Source organism: Acinetobacter sedimenti, from assembly GCF_022601685.1.
Classification (GTDB): domain Bacteria; phylum Pseudomonadota; class Gammaproteobacteria; order Pseudomonadales; family Moraxellaceae; genus Acinetobacter; species Acinetobacter sedimenti.
In genome coordinates, this window is record NZ_JAKUML010000001.1 from 183539 (window position 1) to 206564 (window position 23026).

At 42.3% G+C, this 23026-nt stretch carries 20 protein-coding genes and 1 pseudogene; 10 read left to right on the forward strand and 11 right to left on the reverse strand.

Annotated features, from left to right (window positions below):
* Positions 1–108 precede the first annotated feature (108 nt).
* The 6 genes from rpsM to MKI79_RS00995 all read left to right on the forward strand — a co-directional run bounded on the left by rpsM (position 109) and on the right by MKI79_RS00995 (position 5146).
* Positions 109–465, forward strand: a complete 357-nt coding sequence (gene rpsM / locus MKI79_RS00970) for a 30S ribosomal protein S13 (protein WP_241570203.1) — start codon at positions 109–111, stop codon at positions 463–465.
* Positions 466–484: 19 nt separating this feature from the next.
* Positions 485–871 (forward strand): 30S ribosomal protein S11, encoded by a 387-nt coding sequence (gene rpsK, locus MKI79_RS00975; RefSeq protein ID WP_004641037.1) that lies wholly within the window; start codon positions 485–487, stop codon positions 869–871.
* 12 nt (positions 872–883) lie between these two features.
* Entirely contained in the window at positions 884–1510 is a 627-nt protein-coding gene (gene rpsD / locus MKI79_RS00980; protein WP_241570204.1) for a 30S ribosomal protein S4, read from the forward strand.
* A 16-nt stretch (positions 1511–1526) separates the two neighbouring features.
* On the forward strand, positions 1527–2534 hold the full coding sequence (locus MKI79_RS00985; RefSeq protein ID WP_241570205.1) for a DNA-directed RNA polymerase subunit alpha: 1008 nt from the start codon (positions 1527–1529) through the stop codon (positions 2532–2534).
* 19 nt (positions 2535–2553) lie between these two features.
* A complete protein-coding gene (rplQ, locus tag MKI79_RS00990; RefSeq protein ID WP_092616763.1) occupies positions 2554–2928 on the forward strand; it encodes a 50S ribosomal protein L17 in 375 nt (124 codons plus the stop codon).
* Positions 2929–3655: 727 nt separating this feature from the next.
* Positions 3656–5146, forward strand: a complete 1491-nt coding sequence (locus tag MKI79_RS00995) for a flavin-containing monooxygenase (RefSeq protein WP_241570206.1) — start codon at positions 3656–3658, stop codon at positions 5144–5146.
* A gap of 150 nt (positions 5147–5296) precedes the next feature.
* Here MKI79_RS00995 and sodC read toward each other — a convergent pair whose 3' ends face one another.
* The 3 genes from sodC to MKI79_RS01010 form a co-directional block, all read right to left on the reverse strand.
* Positions 5297–5854 carry a superoxide dismutase [Cu-Zn] SodC gene (gene sodC, locus MKI79_RS01000; RefSeq protein ID WP_407651520.1) on the reverse strand — a complete coding sequence of 186 codons (558 nt, stop codon included), beginning with the start codon at positions 5852–5854 and terminating at the stop codon, positions 5297–5299.
* A gap of 176 nt (positions 5855–6030) precedes the next feature.
* Positions 6031–7158 carry an AI-2E family transporter gene (locus MKI79_RS01005; RefSeq protein WP_241570207.1) on the reverse strand — a complete coding sequence of 376 codons (1128 nt, stop codon included), beginning with the start codon at positions 7156–7158 and terminating at the stop codon, positions 6031–6033.
* Between the two features lie 97 nt (positions 7159–7255).
* Positions 7256–7915 carry a ParA family protein gene (locus MKI79_RS01010; protein ID WP_241570208.1) on the reverse strand — a complete coding sequence of 220 codons (660 nt, stop codon included), beginning with the start codon at positions 7913–7915 and terminating at the stop codon, positions 7256–7258.
* Between the two features lie 471 nt (positions 7916–8386).
* Here MKI79_RS01010 and MKI79_RS01015 point away from each other — a divergent pair, with 471 nt between their 5' ends.
* Positions 8387–8878 carry a Holliday junction resolvase-like protein gene (locus MKI79_RS01015; RefSeq protein ID WP_241570209.1) on the forward strand — a complete coding sequence of 164 codons (492 nt, stop codon included), beginning with the start codon at positions 8387–8389 and terminating at the stop codon, positions 8876–8878.
* A 52-nt stretch (positions 8879–8930) separates the two neighbouring features.
* On the opposite strand, the gene MKI79_RS01020 is transcribed toward MKI79_RS01015, so the two are convergent.
* Positions 8931–9497: a class I SAM-dependent methyltransferase gene (locus MKI79_RS01020; protein WP_241570247.1), complete on the reverse strand. Its 567-nt coding sequence runs from the start codon at positions 9495–9497 to the stop codon at positions 8931–8933.
* Positions 9498–9866: 369 nt separating this feature from the next.
* On the opposite strand from MKI79_RS01020, the pseudogene MKI79_RS01025 reads away from it, so the two are divergent.
* A pseudogene (locus MKI79_RS01025) lies at positions 9867–10379 on the forward strand (hypothetical protein); the annotation flags it as partial.
* A 321-nt stretch (positions 10380–10700) separates the two neighbouring features.
* Here the strand turns inward: MKI79_RS01025 and MKI79_RS01030 are convergent.
* The 3 genes from MKI79_RS01030 to MKI79_RS01040 all read right to left on the reverse strand — a co-directional run bounded on the left by MKI79_RS01030 (position 10701) and on the right by MKI79_RS01040 (position 14950).
* Positions 10701–11474, reverse strand: a complete 774-nt coding sequence (locus MKI79_RS01030) for a class I SAM-dependent methyltransferase (RefSeq protein ID WP_241570210.1) — start codon at positions 11472–11474, stop codon at positions 10701–10703.
* A gap of 250 nt (positions 11475–11724) precedes the next feature.
* The gene (katG, locus tag MKI79_RS01035) at positions 11725–13902 is read right to left on the reverse strand and encodes a catalase/peroxidase HPI (protein WP_274619057.1); all 2178 of its coding nucleotides are present in this window, start codon (positions 13900–13902) and stop codon (positions 11725–11727) included.
* A 433-nt stretch (positions 13903–14335) separates the two neighbouring features.
* Complete coding sequence (locus tag MKI79_RS01040) at positions 14336–14950, reverse strand: TetR/AcrR family transcriptional regulator (protein WP_241570211.1); 615 nt, start codon at positions 14948–14950, stop codon at positions 14336–14338.
* A gap of 108 nt (positions 14951–15058) precedes the next feature.
* Here MKI79_RS01040 and MKI79_RS01045 point away from each other — a divergent pair, with 108 nt between their 5' ends.
* The gene (locus tag MKI79_RS01045; protein ID WP_241570249.1) at positions 15059–16741 is read left to right on the forward strand and encodes an acyl-CoA dehydrogenase family protein; all 1683 of its coding nucleotides are present in this window, start codon (positions 15059–15061) and stop codon (positions 16739–16741) included.
* Between the two features lie 79 nt (positions 16742–16820).
* Here MKI79_RS01045 and ptsP read toward each other — a convergent pair whose 3' ends face one another.
* Positions 16821–19118, reverse strand: a complete 2298-nt coding sequence (ptsP, locus tag MKI79_RS01050; RefSeq protein WP_241570212.1) for a phosphoenolpyruvate--protein phosphotransferase — start codon at positions 19116–19118, stop codon at positions 16821–16823.
* A 105-nt stretch (positions 19119–19223) separates the two neighbouring features.
* Positions 19224–19703, reverse strand: a complete 480-nt coding sequence (locus MKI79_RS01055) for an RNA pyrophosphohydrolase (protein WP_241570213.1) — start codon at positions 19701–19703, stop codon at positions 19224–19226.
* A 182-nt stretch (positions 19704–19885) separates the two neighbouring features.
* Here MKI79_RS01055 and MKI79_RS01060 point away from each other — a divergent pair, with 182 nt between their 5' ends.
* The gene (locus tag MKI79_RS01060; RefSeq protein ID WP_241570214.1) at positions 19886–20536 is read left to right on the forward strand and encodes an HAD family hydrolase; all 651 of its coding nucleotides are present in this window, start codon (positions 19886–19888) and stop codon (positions 20534–20536) included.
* A 103-nt stretch (positions 20537–20639) separates the two neighbouring features.
* Here the strand turns inward: MKI79_RS01060 and MKI79_RS01065 are convergent, their stop codons facing one another.
* Both MKI79_RS01065 and MKI79_RS01070 read right to left on the reverse strand, forming a co-directional pair.
* Positions 20640–21512 (reverse strand): LysR family transcriptional regulator, encoded by an 873-nt coding sequence (locus MKI79_RS01065; protein ID WP_241570215.1) that lies wholly within the window; start codon positions 21510–21512, stop codon positions 20640–20642.
* 454 nt (positions 21513–21966) lie between these two features.
* Entirely contained in the window at positions 21967–22785 is an 819-nt protein-coding gene (locus MKI79_RS01070; protein WP_241570216.1) for an MBL fold metallo-hydrolase, read from the reverse strand.
* Positions 22786–23026: the final 241 nt, after the last annotated feature.

Sequence of the window (23026 nt, forward strand, 5' to 3'; positions counted from 1 at the left end):
TCTTAATCTTAGACCTGTTGATTTATTAGGTTTTTTGGGTTAATATCCGCCCCTCAAGATTTTTGTGGGGCGGCTCATTATCACGAGTGCCTTGTTGGAGAAAAGTCAATGGCTCGTATTGCCGGTGTAAACATTCCGGATAACAAGCATGCTGTTATCTCTCTTACGTATATCTTTGGTGTTGGTCTTCACACTGCTAAGAACATCTTGGCTGCTGTGGGTATCGCTCAAACAACGAAGATTCGTGAATTGGATGACGCTCAGCTAGATGCGATTCGCTCGGAAATTGCTAAGGTTCCTACCGAAGGTGATTTACGTCGTGAAATTTCCATGAACATTAAACGTTTAATGGATTTAGGTTGCTACCGCGGCCTTCGTCATCGTCGCAGCTTGCCTGTCCGTGGTCAACGCACCAAAACTAACGCACGTACCCGTAAAGGTCCGCGCAAACCGATTAAAAAGTAAGATTTTTGGAAGCTAAAAGATGGCTAAAGATACTCGCACACGCAAGAAGGTCTCTCGTACCGTCTCTGAAGGTGTTGCACACATTCACGCGTCTTTTAATAACACCATTGTAACGATTACCGATCGTCAAGGTAATGCATTGGCTTGGGCTACCTCTGGTGGACAAGGCTTCCGTGGATCACGTAAATCAACTCCGTTTGCTGCTCAGGTAGCGGCTGAAGTTGCTGGTAAAGCAGCTTTGGACTACGGTTTGAAAAACTTGGACGTCCTTGTAAAAGGTCCTGGTCCAGGTCGTGAATCTGCGGTTCGTGCATTAGGTGCAGTGGGTTATAAGATTAACAGCATTACCGATGTGACCCCAATTCCTCACAACGGTTGCCGTCCACCTAAAAAACGTCGCGTGTAAGGAGAAACATTCATGGCTCGTTATATTGGTCCTAAATGCAAACTCTCTCGCCGCGAAGGGACAGACCTGCAACTTAAATCTGGCGTTAAACCTTTTGACGTCAAAACTAAAAAACATGCTAAAGCGCCTGGTCAACATGGCGGGGCTCGTGGCAGTAAGCAATCTGAGTATTCACTACAATTACGTGAAAAACAAAAAGTACGTCGTATGTACGGTGTTTTAGAGCGTCAATTTAGTAATTACTATAAAGAAGCTGCTCGTGTAAAAGGTGCAACTGGTGAAAACTTGTTGAAACTCCTTGAAAGCCGTTTAGATAACGTTGTTTATCGTATGGGCTTTGGTTCTACTCGTGCAGAAGCTCGTCAGTTAGTTTCTCACCGTAGCATTACTTTGAATGGTCGCCGTGTAAATATTGCATCAATTCAAGTGAAAGCAGGTGATGTGATTGCTGTGCATGAAGGCGCTAAACAACAATTACGTATTAAAAACGCAATTGAATTAGCGACTCAACGTGGTATTCCAGAGTGGGTTGATGTAGATCACTCTAAATTGGAAGGCACGTTTAAATCTGCACCAGATCGCGCTGATCTATCTGCTGAAATTAATGAAAGCTTGATTGTAGAATTGTATTCTAAATAATCCTTGAGGTGGCAATATGACGCGTACTGCAAACGAGTTCCTTACTCCGCAAGCGATCAAAGTCGATGCGGTTACAGGAACCTCGGCAAAAGTAATTCTTGAGCCTTTAGAGCGTGGTTTCGGTCACACTCTTGGTAATGCTTTGCGTCGCATTCTATTGTCTTCTCTACCTGGCGCTGCTGTGGTAGAGGTGGAAATAGAAGGTGTCGAGCATGAGTACAGTACCTTAGAAGGCTTGCAGCAGGATATCGTCGAGCTCTTGCTGAATCTAAAAGGGTTGTCAATTAAACTGTTCGATCAGAGCGAAGCATATTTAACATTAGACAAACAAGGCGCTGGAGAAGTAACTGCAGCTGATCTTCGTTTGCCACATAATGTTGAAGTTGCAAATCCTGAACATGTATTGGGTACTTTGAGTGCTAATGGTCATTTAAAAATGCGACTAAAAGTTGCTCAAGGTCGTGGTTATGAGCCATCTGATGCGCGTTTCCCTGAAGGTGAAACTCGTCCAGTGGGTCGTTTACAGCTTGATGCAAGCTATAGTCCAATCACTCGTGTGTCATACACAGTCGAAAGTGCTCGTGTAGAACAACGTACTGACTTGGATAAGTTGGTTATTGATCTTGAAACCAATGGTACTGTTGATCCTGAAGAAGCGATTCGTAAGGCAGCTACTATTTTGCAACAACAAATCGCGATTTTTGTTGATTTGCAAAAAGATCAAGCCCCTGTTGCACAAGAACCACGTGAAGAGGTCGATCCGATCTTACTTCGTCCAGTGGATGATTTGGAGCTTACTGTTCGTTCGGCGAACTGTTTGAAAGCAGAAAATATTTACTACATTGGTGATCTTGTTCAACGTACTGAAGTTGAGTTGTTGAAAACTCCTAACTTAGGTAAGAAATCGTTGACTGAGATTAAAGATGTGTTGGCTTCTAAAGGCTTACAACTCGGCATGCGCTTAGAAAACTGGCCACCAGCTAGTTTGCGTATGGACGATCGTTTTGCCTATCGTAGCCGTTAATTGAGTAGGACTATTCACCATGCGTCATCGTAATAGTGGTGTTAAATTAGGCCGTACTAGCAGCCATCGCAAAGCGTTGTTCCAAAATTTGACGAATGCTCTTGTAGAGCATGAGTTAATTAAAACAACTTTGCCAAAAGCGAAAGAACTTCGCCGTGTTGCTGAGCCTTTGATCACCTTAGCGAAAAACGATACTGTTGCAAACCGCCGTTTGGCATTTGCTCGTACTCGTTCAGCTGCAACTGTTGGTAAATTATTTACCGTTCTTGGCCCTCGTTATAAAGAACGTAACGGCGGTTATCTACGTGTGCTTAAAGCAGGCTTCCGTGCAGGTGATGCTGCGCCAATGGCTTATGTTGAGCTTGTAGATCGTGAGATCAAATCTGCAGAATAATTCTATTATTCGCAATAAAAAAGGTCAGCTTATGCTGACCTTTTTTGTGTTTGTGATTTTTCTAAATATATTCCTTACGGCTTATATATGACTAGGGCGGTGTATTTTGTTTAGCCAACAATTGCTGTGAAAGACTATGATATGGATGAACTAGTTGTGGTGATTATGGGGGGGATTTATTGACAATTACAAAGTAGAGGAACATCCATATCTAACCAGTAGTGTAAAGGCTTTAATTAATTTCATTATTGTTCTTAATTTTGGTTGCTGGAAAAGCCTTTATAAATGATACATTGACCTACTATGGATTTACGCTGAACTTTTTAGTCGCTACAGTAATATAGTCATTTCTAGCGGTTACTTTTAGCTTTATAGAGTTTGTTTTTAAAGGACGTAAATAACTATTCAAAAAATCAAATGAGCTTATTTGTTAATGATTATCAATATTTGCTTTTTTAAAACAATAGTGCTTAGATGGAAAACAAAACCATTTGATAAGCTGACCTTTTAGAAATCAATCGCAATTGATTGCTTTTGTAGGAAACTAAATTAATAAAAACAATCCTTTGAATGCTATCTAAAGTTAATGTTAGCTTGATTTTGCACGGTTGTATTTTCGATGATTTATCATGTTGTCATCGAATAAACATAAAAATTTCCCAAATTGACATTGTTCATTGTCAAGTTTGTGCTAGAGTAAGATCAAAGCAAAACTCGGAACAGAATAATGGCTCAGCATATTAATACATTGATCATCGGTGCAGGGATCTCGGGCATTGGTACAGCGGTACATCTCCAAAACGACGCACCGCAACGTGACTTCCTTATTTTTGAACGTCGTGACCGTATCGGTGGGACTTGGAGTTTATTCCAATATCCAGGCATTCGTTCTGATTCAGATATGTCTACCTTTGGTTTTGAGTTTAAGCCGTGGCGCAAAGCGAGTGTACTTGCTGATGGGGCTGCAATTTGTGAATATCTGCAAGAAACTATTGATGAAAATAGATTAAATCAAAAAATTAAATTTAAGCATGCGATTGTATCTGCGAATTGGAATTCTGAAGCACAATTGTGGGAATTGAATGTTGATAACAATGGTAAAGCAGAGCAGTGGACTGCAAACTTTGTGGTGAGCTGTACTGGTTATTACAACTATGCCAACGGTTTCCAACCTGATTTTCCACAAGCAGATCGTTTCAAAGGGCAATTTATTCATCCACAGCATTGGCCTGAAAACCTAGATTTTGTCGGTAAAAAAGTGCTGATCATAGGTAGTGGTGCAACGGCGATTACATTGGTACCTGCGATGGCAAAACAAGGTGCAATCGTGACCATGCTTCAACGCTCACCGACTTATATTGCGACGGTGCCTTCAGTCGATATGGTGTACAAAACCATGCAGAAATTTATGTCGGAAGATCGTGCATATCAACTGACGCGTAAACGTAACATCGCTGTGCAACGTGGGATCTATGCTTTTGCAAAAGCACAGCCTAAGCTGTTACGCAAATTGCTCCTTGCAGGTGTAAAACAACAGCTGAAAGGTAAAGTCGATATGAAGCACTTTACTCCGACGTATAATCCGTGGGATCAGCGTCTTTGTGTTGTTCCAGATGGTGATCTGTTTAAAGTACTTCGTGAAGGGCAGGCGTTTATTGAAACTGATCATATTGATCATTTTGAAGAAAATGGCGTGGTCTTGAAGTCTGGTAAGAAGATTGAGGCGGATATTGTGGTATCTGCAACAGGTCTTGAGATTCAGTTGCTTGGTGGTATTGATGCAACGATGGATGGCGTGAAAATCAATACACGTGAAGCAATGATGTATAAAGGTGCGATGATTAGCGATATTCCAAACTTTGCATTGATCATTGGTTATACCAACGCATCTTGGACGTTGAAAGTCGATGTAGTTGCAGATTATCTTGCACGTTTGCTAACGCATATGGATCAGAATCAACTTGCAACAGTGATTGCTCAAGGTGATCCATCCGCCAAGTCAAATGATAGTTTGATGGGGAGTAGTTTGACTTCGGGTTATATCAAACGTGCCGATCAGATCATGCCACGTCAAGGGACAAAGTCACCGTGGAAGAATGAGGCGAGCTATTATGCTGATCGTGATGCGCTTAAAAATGCACGCTTTGATGATGGTATTTTAAGCTTTGCCAAAAAACTGGTGGCAACAAAACCGACAGCAAAAAAATTGGCAAGCTAATCATCCATTACGCTGAACGTAAAAAAATGCCTAGATTTGTCTAGGCATTTTTTATTGCTTTCAAGCCCCATAGCTTCTAATTTATCGTTTTCAACGAAGCACTGATATTGTTTGTACTGAGTTGAAGATAACGCCATCCTTCGAAAGGAATTATTCAATCACACCGCAAGCGATACGTGCACCGCCACCGCCTAGTGCTTCAGGCGTGTCAGAGTAGTTATCACCACCTGCATGGATCATGAGTGCTCGTCCTTGAATGGCATCAAGACTCAAGCGAGGCGCTTGTACTGCAGATGTCGCTGTGCCGTCAGCATTGACTGTGAGCGCAGGCAAATCACCGAGATGACCATTGCCTTGAGGATAGTCATGTTTGCCTGATTTGGTAGGGTCAAAGTGACTACCAGCTTTCAGTGCGGCACCAGCTTTGCCATCTTTCATATCAGGTTCGCATGATGGATTTTCATGGATATGGAAGCCATGTTTACCCGCAGGCAAGCCTTGAAGCTCAGGTTTAATCACGAGCCCTTGCTCTGCTTTAATAAATGTCACGGTACCAATGCTATCGCTAACACCTTCAGCAGTCACGGCATGCACTTTGATTTTGTGCATTTCATTGGTTTTCATGGTGCTCGTACAGCCAGTCAATACGACTGCGGAAAGAATGCCACTTGCAAGCAGTTTCATTTTTAGCATATTGGTCATATTCATTCTCCATGGATTGATTCAATAAAATTCGTAAATTTAATTCTAGAATAATACGAATGATTCTAAGTTACTGTAACAGTATGAAAGTAAAGCAACATAATGTAAAAAATAGAAATATTCATATCAATAAAAAAGCCCAACCGTTGTTGAGCTTAGTTTATTCGGCGTGTGGAGTATTGCTATTTGCTCGTATCCAAATCTTCTGTATGTAAACCTTCGGTCACCAATTCATCTGCATTGGCATGAAAGTCTTCTGCTTTTTGAATATTTTCTTGGAGCCATTCTTTCCAAATCGCAAGTAAAACTGCCAAGATCACAGGACCGATAAATAACCCAACCAATCCAAAGCTTGCTAAACCGCCCAGTACACCAAACATAATCAATAAGAATGGAATTTTTGTTGCACCTGAAATGACCAATGGGCGAATCACATTATCCGCACTACTGACGATGGCGACACCCCAAATCAATACACCTGCAGCTTCAACAGTGTGCCCTTGTGAAAATAGCCATAGCGCCACGCTACCATAAGCAATCGGTGGACCAAAAGGAATCAGTGCAAATACAAAAGTGACGAGGGTTAGTACCATTGGATTTGGCACACCTGCAACGATATAACTCGCTCCTGCAAGGAGTGATTGGACAATCGCAGTTAAGCCCACACCATAGACCACAGCGCGAGTGGTTTCAGAAATGGTTTGAAAATAGTGGTGAATACGAGGACCAATCACCATTTCAAATGCTCGGCGCACTTGTTCTAAGATCAAGTTGCCATCTCGATAGAAGAAAAATAATGACAAGATCGCAAAAATCAGTTTTACCAAATTGCGACTAATCTCGGCAACGACAAAACGACCATAACCAAGATGCCCTTGAATCCATAAGCCAATATTTTGCGTAATCGCATGTGGATTGCTATTGAGCTCAAAGATAATGCGCTGTATCTCTGGACCAATAAATGGCAAGGTTTGCACAAACTCGGGTACTTCAATTTTTCCTGCATAAAGCTGTTGCTGTACTTCGAAGTACAACTGACGTCCTTCGTGTTGCAGTACAAAAATACCAATGGTGAGCGGAATACCGACCACCAGTACCAAAAGACTGGTCATCAAAATTGCGCTGAGGTTTTTACGTTCCCCAACCCAATGATAAATTTTTTGATGCAAAGGCCATGTGATATAGGCGATGATGGACGCCCATAACACTGGAACAATAAAATATTTGAGAATTTCAAAGCTTAATAAGATCAGACAGAAGAATAGTCCGAATAGTAGTAAACGTTGCAAAATAGGCGCATTTTGTTGCACGAGAGCTTTCCATCTTCACGAAGCATGCTGAGGCTTATGTTAGCTGAAAATCAACGCTTGTGGAACGCTGATTTTGTCAGTTATCGGGATTGGATTTTTAAAACCAATTCTGCTTTTTATCTTTGCTATTTTGACCCAACAAGCGACGAATCAATGGCTCCCATTGTTGTTGGATGAGCATGTATTGCTTCTGTGTACGGTCAAAGACACTTAAACCATCCATTGCCAACTGACCATAAGCTGTACGTTCACTGATCCACGCAACGGGCTCTTGCTCGACTTTATCAAAGAATTTCTGAATTTGTACTTTGCTATTTGCACCTGTCTTGATGCGGTTGGCAAGGAGCATGATGTCCACTTTGCCTTTACGGATGCGCTTAATGTCATCAATATTTTTTAAGAAACGCTTGGTACTGTCGATATCAAAAAATGAAGCTTGCAGTGGCACGATCATCGCATCACTTTCTGAGATGAGATGTTCTGCATGCTCGCCAGAGAGAGCCCCCGGAGCGTCGATGATGAGCCAATCGACTTTTGCTGGCGCATCGCCAATAGAGCTTTCATTGCGCCAATCGACGGCTTGAATATTTGCGACTTCTTTGCCACGGACTTTGAGCCATTTGAGTGATGATTTTTGATTATCTGCATCGGCAAGTGCGACTTTGTAGCCACGATTGGCAAGTGCTGAAGCAAGAGTAATTGCTGTTAAGGTTTTGCCACAACCACCTTTTTGATTTGCAATTAAAATTGTCTTCATATGCTCACTCTTTAACCTTTCTAATAAATCATCATTAGGGTCTGTTGACATTTCAACCATGGATTGCGTTATCAGCTGAAACTACAGAAACGAGGCATGAAACGAAGGGAATGGTCACTCCCTTGCCAAGTTTCATAACGAAGTTTATGGCAGTTTTAGCGATAGCCCTTCGGGACTAGGATATTTTTTGACGCTACGTCGTTAGGAAAGAGTCATTTAGAGTGACTAAATTTCCTCATTCCTGCCTAGTATCGCCTAAAAAATATCCGTAGTCGCAAGCATCTGTGAAAGGTCAGCAGACCCTATGCAAAATCTTTACCCAAGCATATCATTAAAATATGACAAGAGAATGACAGGGTTGTGTAAAATTGGTTTTAATCTATTGATATTTCAGGCATGAATGTATTTGAGTTGTGCGCTTGAAATTGTTTTAATCTGCGCATAATGACGCATTAGTCTAGGTAAATTCTTATGTCTGTCCCAGTGGCGCTATTCATTGGTATTTGTATTGGGGTGATGATCAGCGTGTTGTGGTTGTATCTCATCAAAATACAACAGCTTCATGCAGAGTATCAATATGAAATCAGTGAAATGCGACGAGAGCATGATCAAGCACTTGCGCTCGCTCGTAAGCGTAGTGTGAATACCAGTCGTGCTGTACTCAAAGGCAAGATGGCAGAGCAGTTTGCGCCACATTTGCCTGAATTCGATTATTTGCCGAGTGATGCGAGATTCTTAGGCGATCCTGTGGATTATGTGGTGTTTTCAGGCTATAGCGACTTTCGAGAAGGTCTGTGTGATGCGGACGAGATCGAAGTGGTGTTGATTGACATTAAATCTGGTACTGCGAGATTGACCAAGGGACAGCAAGCAATTGCACAGGCGATTGATGATGGACGAGTGCGCTTTGAAACGATACATATTGCCCTGCCCACAGACGATAATGAGGATGAGGAGATTTAATCCTTAGTAAATCTAAGAATTTAAAAAGTTAAAAATTTCCCTTTCTATAAATTTATCGTTTTTGTACACGTGCCATCAGCATACGGTTTCCAATCGCAGGAATGCCATCTGCGTAGAAATAATTTTTTTCCACAAATTCAAATCCTGCATTTTTTAAGTAGTGTTCAATATTGCGGTTGAGATGACAGCCATCGGCAAGCTTTTTCTGAATCGGTGTCAGTGCATTCTGCCAACGCTGTGTAGATGTCTGATCGGAATAGACATGCTCGACTAAATGAAATGTACCGCCAACTTCCATCACCCGATAAATTTCTGCCAAAGCCTGTTCGAGTTTTGGAATGCTACACATTGTCCATGTTGAAACCACATTTTTAACGCTATTAGTCGGTAGTGGAATGGATTCTGCAAAATTGCGTAGATGACGAATTTCAAAATTACTTTGCGTAAGTCGCTCACTGGATAATGCTTCGATATGCGCATTGGGCTCAAGCGCATACAGTACATTCAGATTTTGATAAAATGCTAAATTCAAACCAGTACCAAAACCAATCTCCAAACATTCATCAGATATTGGCAAAAGCAACTCACGGCGTGCATCCATCAAGCTTGCTGTTTTCATCACTTGATCGAGCAAATGCGGAAAGATGTGTTGTTGATAATATTGATATGGTCTGAATAATTTCAAAAGTCGCTTTCCTTGCTCTGAGCACATTTACAATTTTGTGCATATTTTCTGCCGATTCCACGCTTAAATTTACCAAAAAATACGGAAAAAAGCACAGCTACATTAGACAATAAATACGTAATAGTTGTGCGTATAAAGTAGCAAAATGGTAGGAATGGTCACGTGATGGAATTCGCCTTGAATAAAATCAGTCAGAAGAAAATCAGTTTAATCCTCATGATGAGTTGTTTACCTGTGACGATTACCCATGCCAGTCATCACAATGCAGATACCACCCAACAAGTACAACCTAGCCAAGATTTTTCAGTGCAAGCACTGTATAACGTAGCACGTGGTCTGCCACCAGTAGCAGGGCAGTCGGTGTCGGTGTTGCAGCCTTTTCAGGGTGATTTTCGCATTTTGGGCTACAAGACTTATCAAGATGATGAGCAAGCTAAATTTTCCCCTGTCGATTTTGCCGTGAGTTGGGGGATGTTCGCCAATCCAAAAATCGCATCACAAATCCAAGTCAAACAATACGACCGTTACTTGCAGTGGGCGATTCCTTACTTGCCAGTGCCTGCCGAAGAAGCGATGCAAATGGTGTCGAATATTCACATTATTCCTGCCAATCCTGAGATTGCCAAGCAGATCAAACACGTAAAACGTGGCGACTTGGTACGTATGCAAGGTGATTTGGTCGAGGTGAAATCAGAAGATTTGGTGTGGCGATCTTCGGTACGACCTGATGATGTCGGTGATGGCGCATGTGAGGTATTTCGGGTTGATTCGATCCAATGGTTAGAAAAAAATGCAAAAGTGCCGAGTAGGTCTTAATTTTTCAAACTATTACACCAACCTCAACTTTAAATTTGTTTAAATTCAGAAAATCCCCCTAAATCCCCCTTTGAAAAAGGGGGACTTCCAATGAAATTATGTAAGTCATCGAGCTTTGGTTGCTCCTCCCTTTTTTAAAGGGAGGTTGGGAGGGATTCTAAACTTATGAATGCTAATCTAAGATGATAATATATTCTATCAATTAATATTGTATATAAAATAAATCTGTATTAGCTGTTTAAAATTCATCAAAAAAATGCCGACTCAGATGTTCGGCATTTTTTTGATTTAAACATTTAATTCAGCATTTCAAATTTACGCTTAAATTTTTTGATAATGATAAGCGTGAGTGATGTAGGGAAATGCAATTTCATCATCAAGCTGAAGATCAAGATAAGTGTCGATAATCTTTTCCAACTCATGACGAATCATCGCCTTGTCGATCGCCGAAGCGGTGGCAATAAAACTGGTCGATAAGATGCGCTGAATCACGACGTGTTCAACTGTACCGATATGCTCAAATTGGAACTGACTTTTCCCGATCAATTGAAATTGAGTATGCGTATCTAAAGCCTGTTGCCAATCCCCCTTGTGATAGCGTGGCGTGTCACCTTCAAATGGTGCGATGAGATTGGCAATCGCAGCCACCCAATCAATCTCTGTATCTCGTTGATTCCAAATCAATCCCAAAGATGCTTGCGGTTTTAGCACATGATAAATTTCATCTAAAGAAGCATGATCTGCAAACCAATGAAAAGATTGTGCGCAGATGATGGCATCGAAATATTCATTCGGAAAGCTTAGATTTTGGCTGTCTGCTTGTTTGGTTTTGACCTCGGGAAAGCGATGTTGCAATTGCTGTAGCATCTCTTCGATGGGCTCAATCGCCGTGAGATGTGAGCTGACTTGTTGCAAATAAGGAATAAATTTCCCCGTGCCTGCGCCAAGATCGGCGATACGACTATCAGCCGTTAAAGCCAAATCTTGCTTTAACCATTCGACGATGGCTTGCGGATAATTTGGACGTGCCTGCTGATATAGCACTGCATTTTGACTAAAACCATCTTTGGCAGATGGATGGATGATGCTATTCATGATGAATTTTATTCTTAAAGAAAAAGGAAAATAGAACGCTTAATTTCGACTGGAATCTTAACGCTTATTGTAGGAAGCTCAAGTGATGCTTTGTAATGTTTAAAGCATTTTTCGGTGCTTTATATTTCAAAATATGAAAGCCAATTCATTCTAAAACCAATGATGCAAGCCAAGCATGTAAAAACTAAAGCGGACAAAGTGTCCGCTTTAGATATTTCAGGAGTATGAAAAGTTGTTTGGCTTAGATCAATTAACTTAAATCATAGCGATCAGCATTCATCACTTTAACCCATGCTTTGACAAAGTCTTTGACAAACTTCTCTTTGTTGTCGTCTTGCGCATAGACTTCAGCGTATGAACGTAAAATTGAGTTTGAGCCAAACACCAAATCCACCCGAGTCGCAGTCCATTTCACTTGTTCAGTTTCACGGTCGATGATCTCGTAGCTATTACGTCCAGTCGGTTTCCACTTGAAGCGCATATCGGTCAAATTGACAAAGAAATCATTGCTGAGCACGCCAACTTTGTCGGTGAGCACGCCATGTTTGCTGTCGCCATAATTGGTGCCGAGGACACGCATACCGCCGACCAATACCGTCATTTCATGTGCGGTCAAGCCCATGAGCTGTGCACGATCGAGTAGTAATTCTTCAGGTGTATTTTCATAATGCTGTTTCTGCCAGTTGCGGAAACCATCATGAATCGGCTCAAGCACATCGAAAGATTCTGCATCGGTCTGTTCATCCGTAGCATCACCACGACCCGCTGCGAACGGCACAGTGATCTCAACACCTGCTGCACGAGCCGCTTGTTCAACCGCTGCTGTTCCACCAAGTACGATCAAATCGGCAATGCTGACTTTCTTCGCTAAGCTAGCTTGAATAGATTCTAAAGTACTCAGTACTTTTTGTAGGCGTTCAGGCTCATTGCCGACCCAATCTTTTTGCGGTGCTAAGCGGATACGTGCACCATTGGCACCGCCACGGAAATCCGAACCACGATAGGTGCGTGCGCTATCCCAAGCCGTGTTAATTAATTCCACAGAAGTCAATCCGCTATTTAATAATTGCTGTTTTAAGTCGGCAATTTCTGCATGAGACAAAGTGTAATCCACGGTTGGAATTGGATCTTGCCAAAGCAAATCTTCACTTGGAAAATCATTGCCAAGATAACGACTTTTTGGTCCAAGATCACGATGGGTCAATTTGTACCAAGCACGAGCAAAGACTTGAGAGAAATAATCAAAGTCATTATAAAAACGCTCAGAAATTTCACGGTAAATCGGATCAGCTTTCATCGCCATATCGGCATCGGTCATGATCGGATTTCGACGTACCGATGGATCGTGTGCATCCAGTGGTTTTTTCTCTTCAGGTAGGTTCACAGGTTCATATTGCCACGCACCCGCAGGGCTTTTGCTGAGTTCCCAGTCATAATTGAGCAACAAGTCAAAATAGCCATTGTCCCATTTGGTCGGCTCAGTCGTCCAAGCGCCTTCGATGCCACTAACCATGGTATTGCCAGCATTACCTGTACCTTCAGAGTTATGCCAACCTAGACCTTGAAACTCAACATCGGCAGCTTCGGTATTCTCACCCAAAAGTTCAGCCTGACCATTGCCGTGACATTTACCAATGGTGTGACCACCTGCCGCCAGTGCCACAGTTTCTTCATCATTCATCGCCATGCGACCAAAGGTGACACGGATATCATGCGCAGTTTTCAGTGGATCAGGCTGACCGTCAACGCCCTCTGGATTGACATAAATCAAGCCCATTTGTACCGCAGACAATGGATTCTCTAGGCTTTCACGGTCGCCATCATTTTCATAACGGTTTTCTGTGGCAGCGAGCCATTCACGTTCAGAGCCCCAATTCACATCTTTTTCAGGATGCCAAATTTCACGGCGACCACCTGCGAAGCCATAAGTTTTCAGCCCGACCGCTTCATAGGCAACCGTGCCTGCAAGTACGATCAAATCGCCCCACGAGATTTTATTGCCATATTTCTTTTTGAGTGGCCAAAGTAGACGGCGACCTTTATCGGTATTGACGTTATCAGGCCAAGAGTTCAGCGGTGCAAAACGTTGATTACCTGTGTTACTGCCACCACGACCATCGCCTTTACGATAGGTGCCCGCCAAGTGCCATGCAGTACGCACAAACATGCCTGCATAGTTGCCCCAATCTGCTGGCCACCATGCTTGGCTTGAGGTCATCAGGTCGTGTAGGTCTTTTTTAACTGCATTCAGATCGAGCTTGTTAAACTCTGTCGGATAATCAAAATCTTCATCGAATGGATTGGTCTTGCGGTCATGTTGATGCAAAATGTCGAGATTGAGCGCATTTGGCCACCAATCCGTTGGGGTATGTTTATTTTCGGTGTTTGCGCCGTGCATGACAGGGCATTGTCCAGTGGGTGCGTTCATTGGTCTCTCCTATAGCTTGCGAATATCCGTATGGCTGGCTATTGCTTGCTGAATCATGAAGTGGAAACTCAGTGTTTAAAATAAAAAATTAAACAACCTGAAATTTTTTAAAAATCGTGTCTTCAAAAACATTGCAACATCTCTAAAAAGATTTTGTCATCAATGATTTAAACTGTACTCAGCAAGATATACTTTGAATAAAGCTAACATACCTTGCTGAGGTGAAGTGTTACGTTTGTTAGTCGAAATCTGTGTTTTGAAATCAGTCATGGGACGAACTCCATTTACATCTGCTGATGTCGAACAGATGCTGTCTTAACCGTTGGAATTTATTATAAGAATGACGCTTAATATTTGTAAAACAGATTAAAACTTTAACTGTTATTTAAATATTCGATAGTCTTGTATGGAAGAAATTCTACTTTGTTTGATGTCATTGTTTTAGAAAAGCATCACAGGCAATGCCAATGTCAGCTTGCAAAATTTCCCATTCGCTAAAATCAGGCTGAACCAACAGCGTCTGCATCACAAAACCATAAATTACACGATGTAAATTGATCGCAGTACACTCAAGGTGTTCTATCGCAAATGGTTGTAGCAAGTCCTGCCAAAGCTGACACATCAGCGCATAATGCTTTTGATAAACTTCGCTGGTTGATAATTGGCGCTCTAATAAAAAAATGGTCACCCAAATCTGCTGTGCGTTTTGAATCTTTTTTAGTTGAATTTGAATCAGTTGCTTCACATAGTCAGTAATTAAAATATCAGGTTGAGCGCTTCTTATTTGCGTGCCGTGTTCAAGTATTTTTTGTGCTAGTGCTTTGATCTGTTGATGAATGATCAGGGCAAAAACGTCCTCTTTTTGACTAAAATATTCATAAAAAGTGCCTAAGCCCACGCCTGCAATCTCGGTCATCTCTCGAATGGTGATTTCAAAATGATGTTTCTCCGCCAAAAGCTGAACAGCACTATCGAGCAGAGCTTGTTGGGTAAACTTCGCCCTTGATTGGCGAGGCTTTCGGCGGACATTGATCGGGGATTGTGACATGCAGAAAATCCGAACGGCTCAAAGATTGGAATGATTTATACTGAATTGGAAATCTAAAAAATACAAGTAATCAGGAAACAGATGATGCAATCGCAACACATCGTAGACATGGAAAAGTCCTCAACACATATCGTCAGCAATCAGTTTGATGAATTGCAAGATTATAATTTGTTTGAAACGGATACCATTCTCAAAGAAATTCTGCATCATTATCACAGTGAATTGCAGGCTGAGCATGCTGTATTTGGTGAAACGGTTGGGCGTGCCTCATTTTTCCAAGCAGCGGATCTCGCCAATCGTCATACCCCAGAACTCAGCCGCTTCGATGCACGTGGACGACGCATTGATCATGTAGAGTTTCACCCTGCGTGGCATCAGATCATGCAGACCAATCGTCAGTTTAATGTGCATGGCTATCCTTTTACTCATTGTAAGAGTGATCACATAAAATCAGCATGGGTGGATTGGGCGACTAAGTTTTATCTGACAGGACAGGTCGAAGCAGGCAACCTCTGCCCACATGCCATGACTTTGGGTTGTATTCCATTGTTACAACGTGAACCAAAACTTTGGGCGGAAATTGGGGAGAAATTATTGTCCTCAGAATACGATGCCCGAGATATTCCAATCGCACAGAAAAAGTCTATTTGGATTGGTATGGGTATGACTGAAAAACAGGGTGGCTCTGATGTGCGTGCCAATCAAACTATTGCTAAGCCGGTTGATCAATCAGGTCGAGGCGAAGCCTATTTGCTTACAGGGCATAAGTGGTTTTTCTCTGTGCCGATGTCAGATGCGCATCTCGTGGTGGCGCAAACAGAACACGAACGCATTGGTTGTTTCTTTGTGCCACGTCGCCTAGCCGATGGCAGTTTGAATCAAGTGCATGTGCAACGCCTCAAAGAAAAAGTCGGCAATCGCAGTAACTCTAGTTCTGAAGTTGAATTTCTGAACGCATGGGGCATCATGATCGGTGAGGAAGGGCGAGGCATTCCGACCATTATCGAAATGGCGAACTATACTCGCCTGACTTGCTCCGTCGGCAGTACAGCGATTCTGCGTCAGGCGTTGGTGCAGTGTCTTGCCTATACTCGACAGCGTCAGACTTTTGGTAAAGCACTTGCTGAGCAACCGTTGATGCAAGCGGTATTGGCTGATTTGGCTTTAGAAACCGAAGCTGCTTTGCAACTGAGTATGCACCTTGCCTCACATTATGATCAGATGGCAGAGCAAGACAATCTCAATGAAAATAGTTTGTCTCAAGCATGGATACGTCTGATGACGCCTGCAGCTAAGTTTTGGATTTGTAAGCGTGCGGTGGAGCTGACAGGCGAGGCGATGGAAGTGCTTGGTGGTAATGGCTATGTTGACAATGGCATCATGGCTCGGCTGTTCCGTGAAGCGCCAGTCAATACCATTTGGGAAGGTTCGGGCAATATCATGTGCCTGGATGTGCTTCGAGCGATACAACGTGAATCAGAATTGATCGAAATACTTTTAGCGTCTTTTTCAGAAGAATGTGCTTCACATGAAATACTTAAAATTGAACGCAGTAAACTCTATGAAATGCAAATGCTTCCGCCTGATCAATTGCAGTTTCAAGCACGGACTTTGGTGACACGATTGGTGCTGTTGGCGCAGTCGGTGCTGATGGTGCGCTATTCTGAGTCCTATGTTGCTGAGGCATTTATCCAAAGTCGTTATAGTGCCATGCACGGACGTGTGGTAGGGATGTTGAATCTCTCTCAAGCAGATATTCAGCGTTTATTTGATCGGGCTTTGGCATCCTAAAAAACGGACAGCTGAAACAAAAAAAGCACTTAAATCACTTTATGATTTAAGTGCTTAGTCATCTATACATTCAGATAAATTAAACCGTGACCACACGACCTGATTTCACCATATCGCCCAAACCATGCGTACGGAAATATTGTTCAATCATACTCTTGGTCATGAGTGGGTTATTCAGTTTTAACGCCTGATTAAGTAAGTCTTTGGCATCCGACATTGGAATATTACAGATCGCTTTGCGTACTCGTAGAATATTACTAGAGCTCATCGACAAAGTATTAAAGCCCATCGCCATCAGCAATATAGCCGTCAACGGATCGCCCGCCATTTCACCGCAGATGCTGACAGGTTTTTCAAACTTGTGACAATCCTGAACAAGCTTAGCAAGTGCACGCAAAATCGCAGGGTGAAAATGTGAATAAACACTTGCCACACGAGGATTGTTACGGTCTACAGCAAGCAGATACTGTATCAAATCGTTAGAACCAACAGAGAAGAAATCGACCAAATCCGCAAAGTCTTCGATCTGCAGCAAGATGCTCGGCACTTCGATCATGATGCCGACTTTTGGTCGGGTGATTTTCACTTGTTCTTCTTCTTGGACTGCGGCGAGGTCACGTTCGAGTAGATACAAAACTTCTTCGACTTCGCTGACACTGGTGATCATCGGCAGTAAAATATGCAAATTATTCAAGCCAATACTGGCTTTGAGCATCGCTCGGATTTGCGATGAAAAAATCTCTGGATGATCAAGCGTAAAACGAATCCCACGCCAACCGAGTGCCGAGTTTTCTTCATCAATTGAGAAATATGGCAAATCTTTATCCGCACCAATATCGAGGGTACGCATCACCACAGGTTTATTGGCGAAGTGGCTTAATTGCTGACGATAAATCGCCCGTTGTTCTTCTTCCCCAGGGAAGCGTTCACGGAGCATAAAGGGAATTTCACTACGGTATAGACCGACACCTTTTGCACCACGTTGTACGCCACGCACCACGTCGATCATTAGACCTGTGTTGACGAAAAGTTTCATTTCTTCGCCATCAGGTGTGATCGCATCTTTGGTTTCGTACTGTTTTAAATCCTTTGCGATGAGGTCTTCGTCTTTTTTAATTTCTTTATATCGGGTACGTAGACGACGTGGCGGATGAATAAAGACACGACCCTGATAGGCATCAACGATCATCTCTGCATCATCGAGCGAGTGAATTGGTAATTCCGTCACACCAACTACGGTCGGAATACCGAGTGCACGTGCCACGATCACCATGTGCGAGTTCGCTGCGCCTTCGGTGGTCACAATGGCGGCAATATTGGCAATCGGCATTTCGACCAATGCAGCAGTGCTAATTTCTTCACCGATGAGAATGGTATCTTCGGTAATTTCTTTGTGTCCAGTATCTTCGGTTTGCAGATGTGCAAGGATACGACGACCTAGATCTTTGATATCGGATACACGTTCACGGAGATAGCCATCTTCCATCTGCGCAAAGGCATTGGCATGCTTATCAATGATACGGCGCACCGCGCCTTGCGCCCATTGACCTTCACGAATTAAGGCATTGATTTCCGCAGGTAGGGCGTGATCATCGAGCATGCGTAGAAAGACACTGAATAAAGCACGCTCTTCTGACATGAGTGAATCTTGCATCTTGGCATCAAGCTGTTGCAATTCTTCTCGGACGGCTTCGATGGCTTCTGCCAAAATATCTAATTCTTCGCTAATGTCTTCTGCTTCACGGTCAGGCACAGAAGATAAATCCGCAGCAGGATAAAGAATCACTGCTCGACCCAGTGCAATACCGTCTGCACCTGCTACACCGAGGAAAGTTTGATAGTTTGGTCCGCTATTTGGCTTGCGGAATACATCAATATTACCCACCACGTGCGCATGGGCAATCGCACCTGAAAGCTGTGCGCATAAGGTCACGAGAAAAGATTCAGCGGCTTCACTAAAGTCTTGGCTTTCTTTATTTTGAATGACCATCACGCCCATCACCTTACGGCGATACATGACAGGCACACCCATGAACGAGTTATAAATTTCCTCACCTGTTTCTGGCAAGTAAAGGAAGCGTTCGTGTTGCGGAGCATTTTCGAGGTTGACGATTTCTTCACGTTGACCGACTAAGCCGACCAAGCCTTCACTGGTGGAAAGCGAAACATTACCGACCGCTTCGGCTTTTAAGCCGTGCGTTGCCATCAGCACATAACGATGATTACGTTCATCCAGCAAGTAGATGGAGCAGACATCGACGTTCATGGCTTCTGCAACTTGATTGACCATGACATCCAAAGCCTCGTGCAGGCTTGGTGACGCATCGACTTCTTGTACGATGCGTCGTAAGGTTTCAAGTTGCATGGTATTTGCCATTCACAATGTCCTTTGCTCAGTGAATTAATACAATCTCATCAATCTAAAATGTTTACCACAGTGACGCAGTTTTTTCTGTACAGCTTATTCTGTGGTTCACTTCTGTTATGCGCTAAAAGGTAGCTCTAAGCTGAGCTCTGCCAGAGCACGACGATAGACGTCTTTTTTAAAGTTCACCACTTGCCCAAGCGGATACCAGTAGCTGACCCATTGCCATTCATCAAACTCGGCAGGGTCGGTAGTGTTTAAACAAATATGTTTCGTCGAGCCTGTAAGGCGCAATAAAAACCATTTTTGCTTTTGTCCGATACAGACTGGATTAGAGTCAGAACGGATGTAGCGATATGGCAAACGATATCTTAACCAGCCACGGGTTTGTGCAACGATCTCGACATGCTCTGGCAACAATCCAACTTCTTCATAGAGCTCTCGATACAGAGCATCTTCGGGAGATTCACCATATTGAATCCCGCCTTGTGGAAACTGCCAAGCATTGTGTCCAATGCGTTTTGCCCATAGTACTTGTCCAGCGTCATTTGCCAAGATGATCCCGACATTGGGTCGGAAACCTTCGGAGTCGATCATTTGGCACCTAAATATTCTATGTTATGGACTTTGCGTGCAGGGCGAGTTCAGCTATGATGCTTGCCGTGTGATCGCAAAGTCAAAAAGCAATTTAAATTGCTATGATCTTAACGAATTTCTGCGCTTTGCGGTAATAGAATTACATTTTTTTAACTAAATTCTTTAGGAATTTGAGAAACTTGATGAAATTGGCATTATTTGATTTAGACCATACCTTGTTAAATACCGACTCCGATCATTCTTGGGGAGAGTTTTTGGTGAATGAAGGATTAGTCGATGCTATTCATCATCGCAAAATGAATGATAAATTTTATGAAGATTACAAAGCAGGACAGCTTGATCCGATCGCCTATAATGAATTTGTTTTTGATTTTTTAACGAAGCATGACAATACCTATTTGACCGAATTGCACGAGCTGTTTATGCAAAAAGTGATTCGTCCGAAAATGCGCCCAAAAGGCTTTGATGCAATCAAACATCATCAAGATCAAGGACATGCCATTGTCGGGATTACAGCAACTAGTGATTTTATTACGGCACCGATTTTTCGTGCTTTTGGCATTACTGAAATTATTGCGACCAATGCAGAAGTCGTTGACGGCAAATACACAGGCAAAGTCACAGGTGTGCCGTGCTATCAAACAGGCAAACTGACCCGACTAGATCAATGGCTTGATGGTCGTCAAGTAGATGAATCTTGGGCGTATTCTGATTCGATCAACGATCGCTTTTTGCTTGAATATGCGACCCATGCAATCGCCGTGAATCCAGATGATCGCCTTGAACAATTAGCCAAAGAGAAAAGTTGGAAAATTGAAGACTGGTCGATTTAAGGCTAATCAATTTAAAACCAGTCAATTTAATCTCTGTTGCACTTCATTTGAGAATCTAAGGATCATAAAACGGCTATAAATGAAGTATGTCATCATTTGAATGTCATTCTTTTCCTAAACTTTCTAACTGATTTAATAAGCATTGCATCGCTTTGGACTGACTACGATGAGGATGCCAGACAATGCCAAGTTGACGTTCAAGCTGATGATTCAAATCTAAAATCACCAAATCATCATTAATCAACGTATGTGGTAATACCGACCATCCCAAGCCGATTGATACGAGCATACGAATAGACTCCAAAGGATTGGTACTCATCGAAGCATAAGGTTTTAAGCCATACTTCGCAAATTCAGCCAAAGTGATCTGACTGGTATACGTATTCGACGCAGGCAGTAAGCTCGGATAAGTAATCAAATCTTCAAGCTTCAAGCGCTTTTGCTGTGCCAAAGGATGAAAAGGCGCAACCACAAAAGATAAAGGATCATTCCAAAGTACACGATGCTTTAAGCGTGTATCAGGCTTTGGTGGCAAGGTCAGAAATGCAAGCTCAATCTCACCTGAAAGGACTAATTGTAAGGCTTGCTCAGAATCGACAAAATGCACATCAAGCTCAACCTGTGGGAACTGCTCGGCAAAAGGTTGAAGCTGTTTCGCCAAATGGTGTAAGCCAATATGGTGACTCGTCCCAATTTTTAATTTTCCTGCGATATCTGTTTGAGATTGACTAAGATCACGGTGCATATCTTCGAGCTGATAAATCCACTGTTGCACTTGTGGCAGCAGGCGTTCAGCGGCTTGAGTGGGTTGAATATTTCGACCAACACTGTCAAAAAGTTGTACATTAAAAAATTGTTCAAGACTTTGAATGCGTTTACTCACCGCAGGTTGGGTGATGAATAATTTTTCTGCTGCCATGGAAATCGAACCTGTTTCCATTACTTTGAGGAAGGCTTCGAAAGCGGCAATATTCATAATTTTTTATACTTAAAGTAAATGATATCGAAATGATCTAATGAATCATCAAGAAATGCAAATGGATACGTTGATTTATTTTTTGAGGTTTTTTGAAGGGGATAAAAAGCTTGAGCTGTAAAGCTCATTGTTTGTTGAGAATGGCGAGCTTACTTGTGTCCGTAATGCCAAACTGCGCCAGTATAAGCCACGAAACCAATCGTTAATAGTACTGCTGTCATCATGAGAAATTTTCCATTGATCTTTGATGAGCCTATTTAATGACATAAATATTACAGTATGATGACATTGTTGTAATATTTAAAAAATTTTAAAACGATTGAAATATAGTTTATGTATCTGATCTTTAAAATAAAAAACAGAATTGTTGTAGTTTGTTTAATCAAAGATTTACTGTCATATTCCATGAAATATGACAGTTTTATTGAAAATAATTTGAATATTTTGGCGCTATTTATCGACTTTGATAACGCTCTAGCTCACTTGGGTCATGTGCACAAAACATTTCGATTTCAGGATGTGCCAAGTGCAAAGCTCGCAATTTTTCTTGTGTCGCTATGCGCTGTGCTTGATTGGTTTGTACCTGTTTTTCAAAAATGGCTAGACCGATTGGCATTTGAGGATTTTGCGTGATTTGACTCGGATGAAAATACGCATCACCGCAATGCAATAACCATTTATTTTCAGACTTTACAGCGATGCCAACATGACCTCGGGTATGTCCAATCAGCGGCACGATTTTGGCTTCAAAACCGAGTTGCTCGGTCAAATCAATTGCATCTAAACCAAACCACTCAGCATTGATTTCAGGATGGCTTTGCCATTTTGTAATATCCTGAAGTTGTGCTTTGCGAAAGCGCAGACGATCTTTGAGTTTTGGTTTCAATGCGTAGTCGAGCTCTTTGTTATAGACGTGAATCGTTGCATTTGGAAAATCAGGCGCACCGCCAATATGATCAAGATCCAAATGGGTTGGTAAAATATCCGTCACATCGGCAGGCGAGTAGCCCAGTTGTTTGATCTGCTCAAAAGCAGTTTCTTGGCGATCTAGTTTGGGGCGAGTGAGTTTTAAAAATAGACCACCTAATCGAGTTTTCGGCTGTACAATATCTTTTAGACCATAACCTGTGTCAATCAGTACCAGTTTATTCTTGTGCTCAATCAGAAGGACATGACAAATGAGTTTGGCAGGCTTGAAATAGCTTCCTTGACCGCTCATCAGTTTTTGGCAGATTGGACACATGGTGCCACAGTTTAAGTGGTGAATTTTCATCGGTTGCTCATCTTGTTGTGAATGTTATTGCTTTAATGCAGACCAAACTACATGAAGCAGAGCGATCCGTGAAAAATATTGCCACAGTAGTGGGTTAATGTATAGATGATCTGACAATTTACCTTGTCAAACTTAATTAAGAATTCTAACTTGTCGGGGCAGCAAAGGTGTGTTGTTTAAAATTATTTTGTTCTTCTTGGTCAGATATTACGATTAGCACTTAGAGAAGATTGAATATTTT

Excerpts from the sequence above, each read along its gene's own strand:
- rpsM (WP_241570203.1), top strand. The coding sequence starts at position 109 with ATGGCTCGTATTGCCGGTGTAAACATTCCGGATAACAAGCATGCTGTT.
- rpsK (WP_004641037.1), top strand. The coding sequence starts at position 485 with ATGGCTAAAGATACTCGCACACGCAAGAAGGTCTCTCGTACCGTCTCT.
- rpsD (WP_241570204.1), top strand. The coding sequence starts at position 884 with ATGGCTCGTTATATTGGTCCTAAATGCAAACTCTCTCGCCGCGAAGGG.
- MKI79_RS00985 (WP_241570205.1), top strand. The coding sequence starts at position 1,527 with ATGACGCGTACTGCAAACGAGTTCCTTACTCCGCAAGCGATCAAAGTC.
- rplQ (WP_092616763.1), top strand. The coding sequence starts at position 2,554 with ATGCGTCATCGTAATAGTGGTGTTAAATTAGGCCGTACTAGCAGCCAT.
- MKI79_RS00995 (WP_241570206.1), top strand. The coding sequence starts at position 3,656 with ATGGCTCAGCATATTAATACATTGATCATCGGTGCAGGGATCTCGGGC.
- sodC (WP_407651520.1), bottom strand. The coding sequence starts at position 5,854 with ATGAATATGACCAATATGCTAAAAATGAAACTGCTTGCAAGTGGCATT.
- MKI79_RS01010 (WP_241570208.1), bottom strand. The coding sequence starts at position 7,915 with ATGAAGACAATTTTAATTGCAAATCAAAAAGGTGGTTGTGGCAAAACC.
- MKI79_RS01015 (WP_241570209.1), top strand. The coding sequence starts at position 8,387 with ATGTCTGTCCCAGTGGCGCTATTCATTGGTATTTGTATTGGGGTGATG.
- MKI79_RS01020 (WP_241570247.1), bottom strand. The coding sequence starts at position 9,497 with ATGAAAACAGCAAGCTTGATGGATGCACGCCGTGAGTTGCTTTTGCCA.
- MKI79_RS01030 (WP_241570210.1), bottom strand. The coding sequence starts at position 11,474 with ATGAATAGCATCATCCATCCATCTGCCAAAGATGGTTTTAGTCAAAAT.
- katG (WP_274619057.1), bottom strand. The coding sequence starts at position 13,902 with ATGAACGCACCCACTGGACAATGCCCTGTCATGCACGGCGCAAACACC.
- MKI79_RS01040 (WP_241570211.1), bottom strand. The coding sequence starts at position 14,950 with ATGTCACAATCCCCGATCAATGTCCGCCGAAAGCCTCGCCAATCAAGG.
- MKI79_RS01045 (WP_241570249.1), top strand. The coding sequence starts at position 15,059 with ATGGAAAAGTCCTCAACACATATCGTCAGCAATCAGTTTGATGAATTG.
- ptsP (WP_241570212.1), bottom strand. The coding sequence starts at position 19,118 with ATGGCAAATACCATGCAACTTGAAACCTTACGACGCATCGTACAAGAA.
- MKI79_RS01055 (WP_241570213.1), bottom strand. The coding sequence starts at position 19,703 with ATGATCGACTCCGAAGGTTTCCGACCCAATGTCGGGATCATCTTGGCA.
- MKI79_RS01060 (WP_241570214.1), top strand. The coding sequence starts at position 19,886 with ATGAAATTGGCATTATTTGATTTAGACCATACCTTGTTAAATACCGAC.
- MKI79_RS01065 (WP_241570215.1), bottom strand. The coding sequence starts at position 21,512 with ATGAATATTGCCGCTTTCGAAGCCTTCCTCAAAGTAATGGAAACAGGT.
- MKI79_RS01070 (WP_241570216.1), bottom strand. The coding sequence starts at position 22,785 with ATGAAAATTCACCACTTAAACTGTGGCACCATGTGTCCAATCTGCCAA.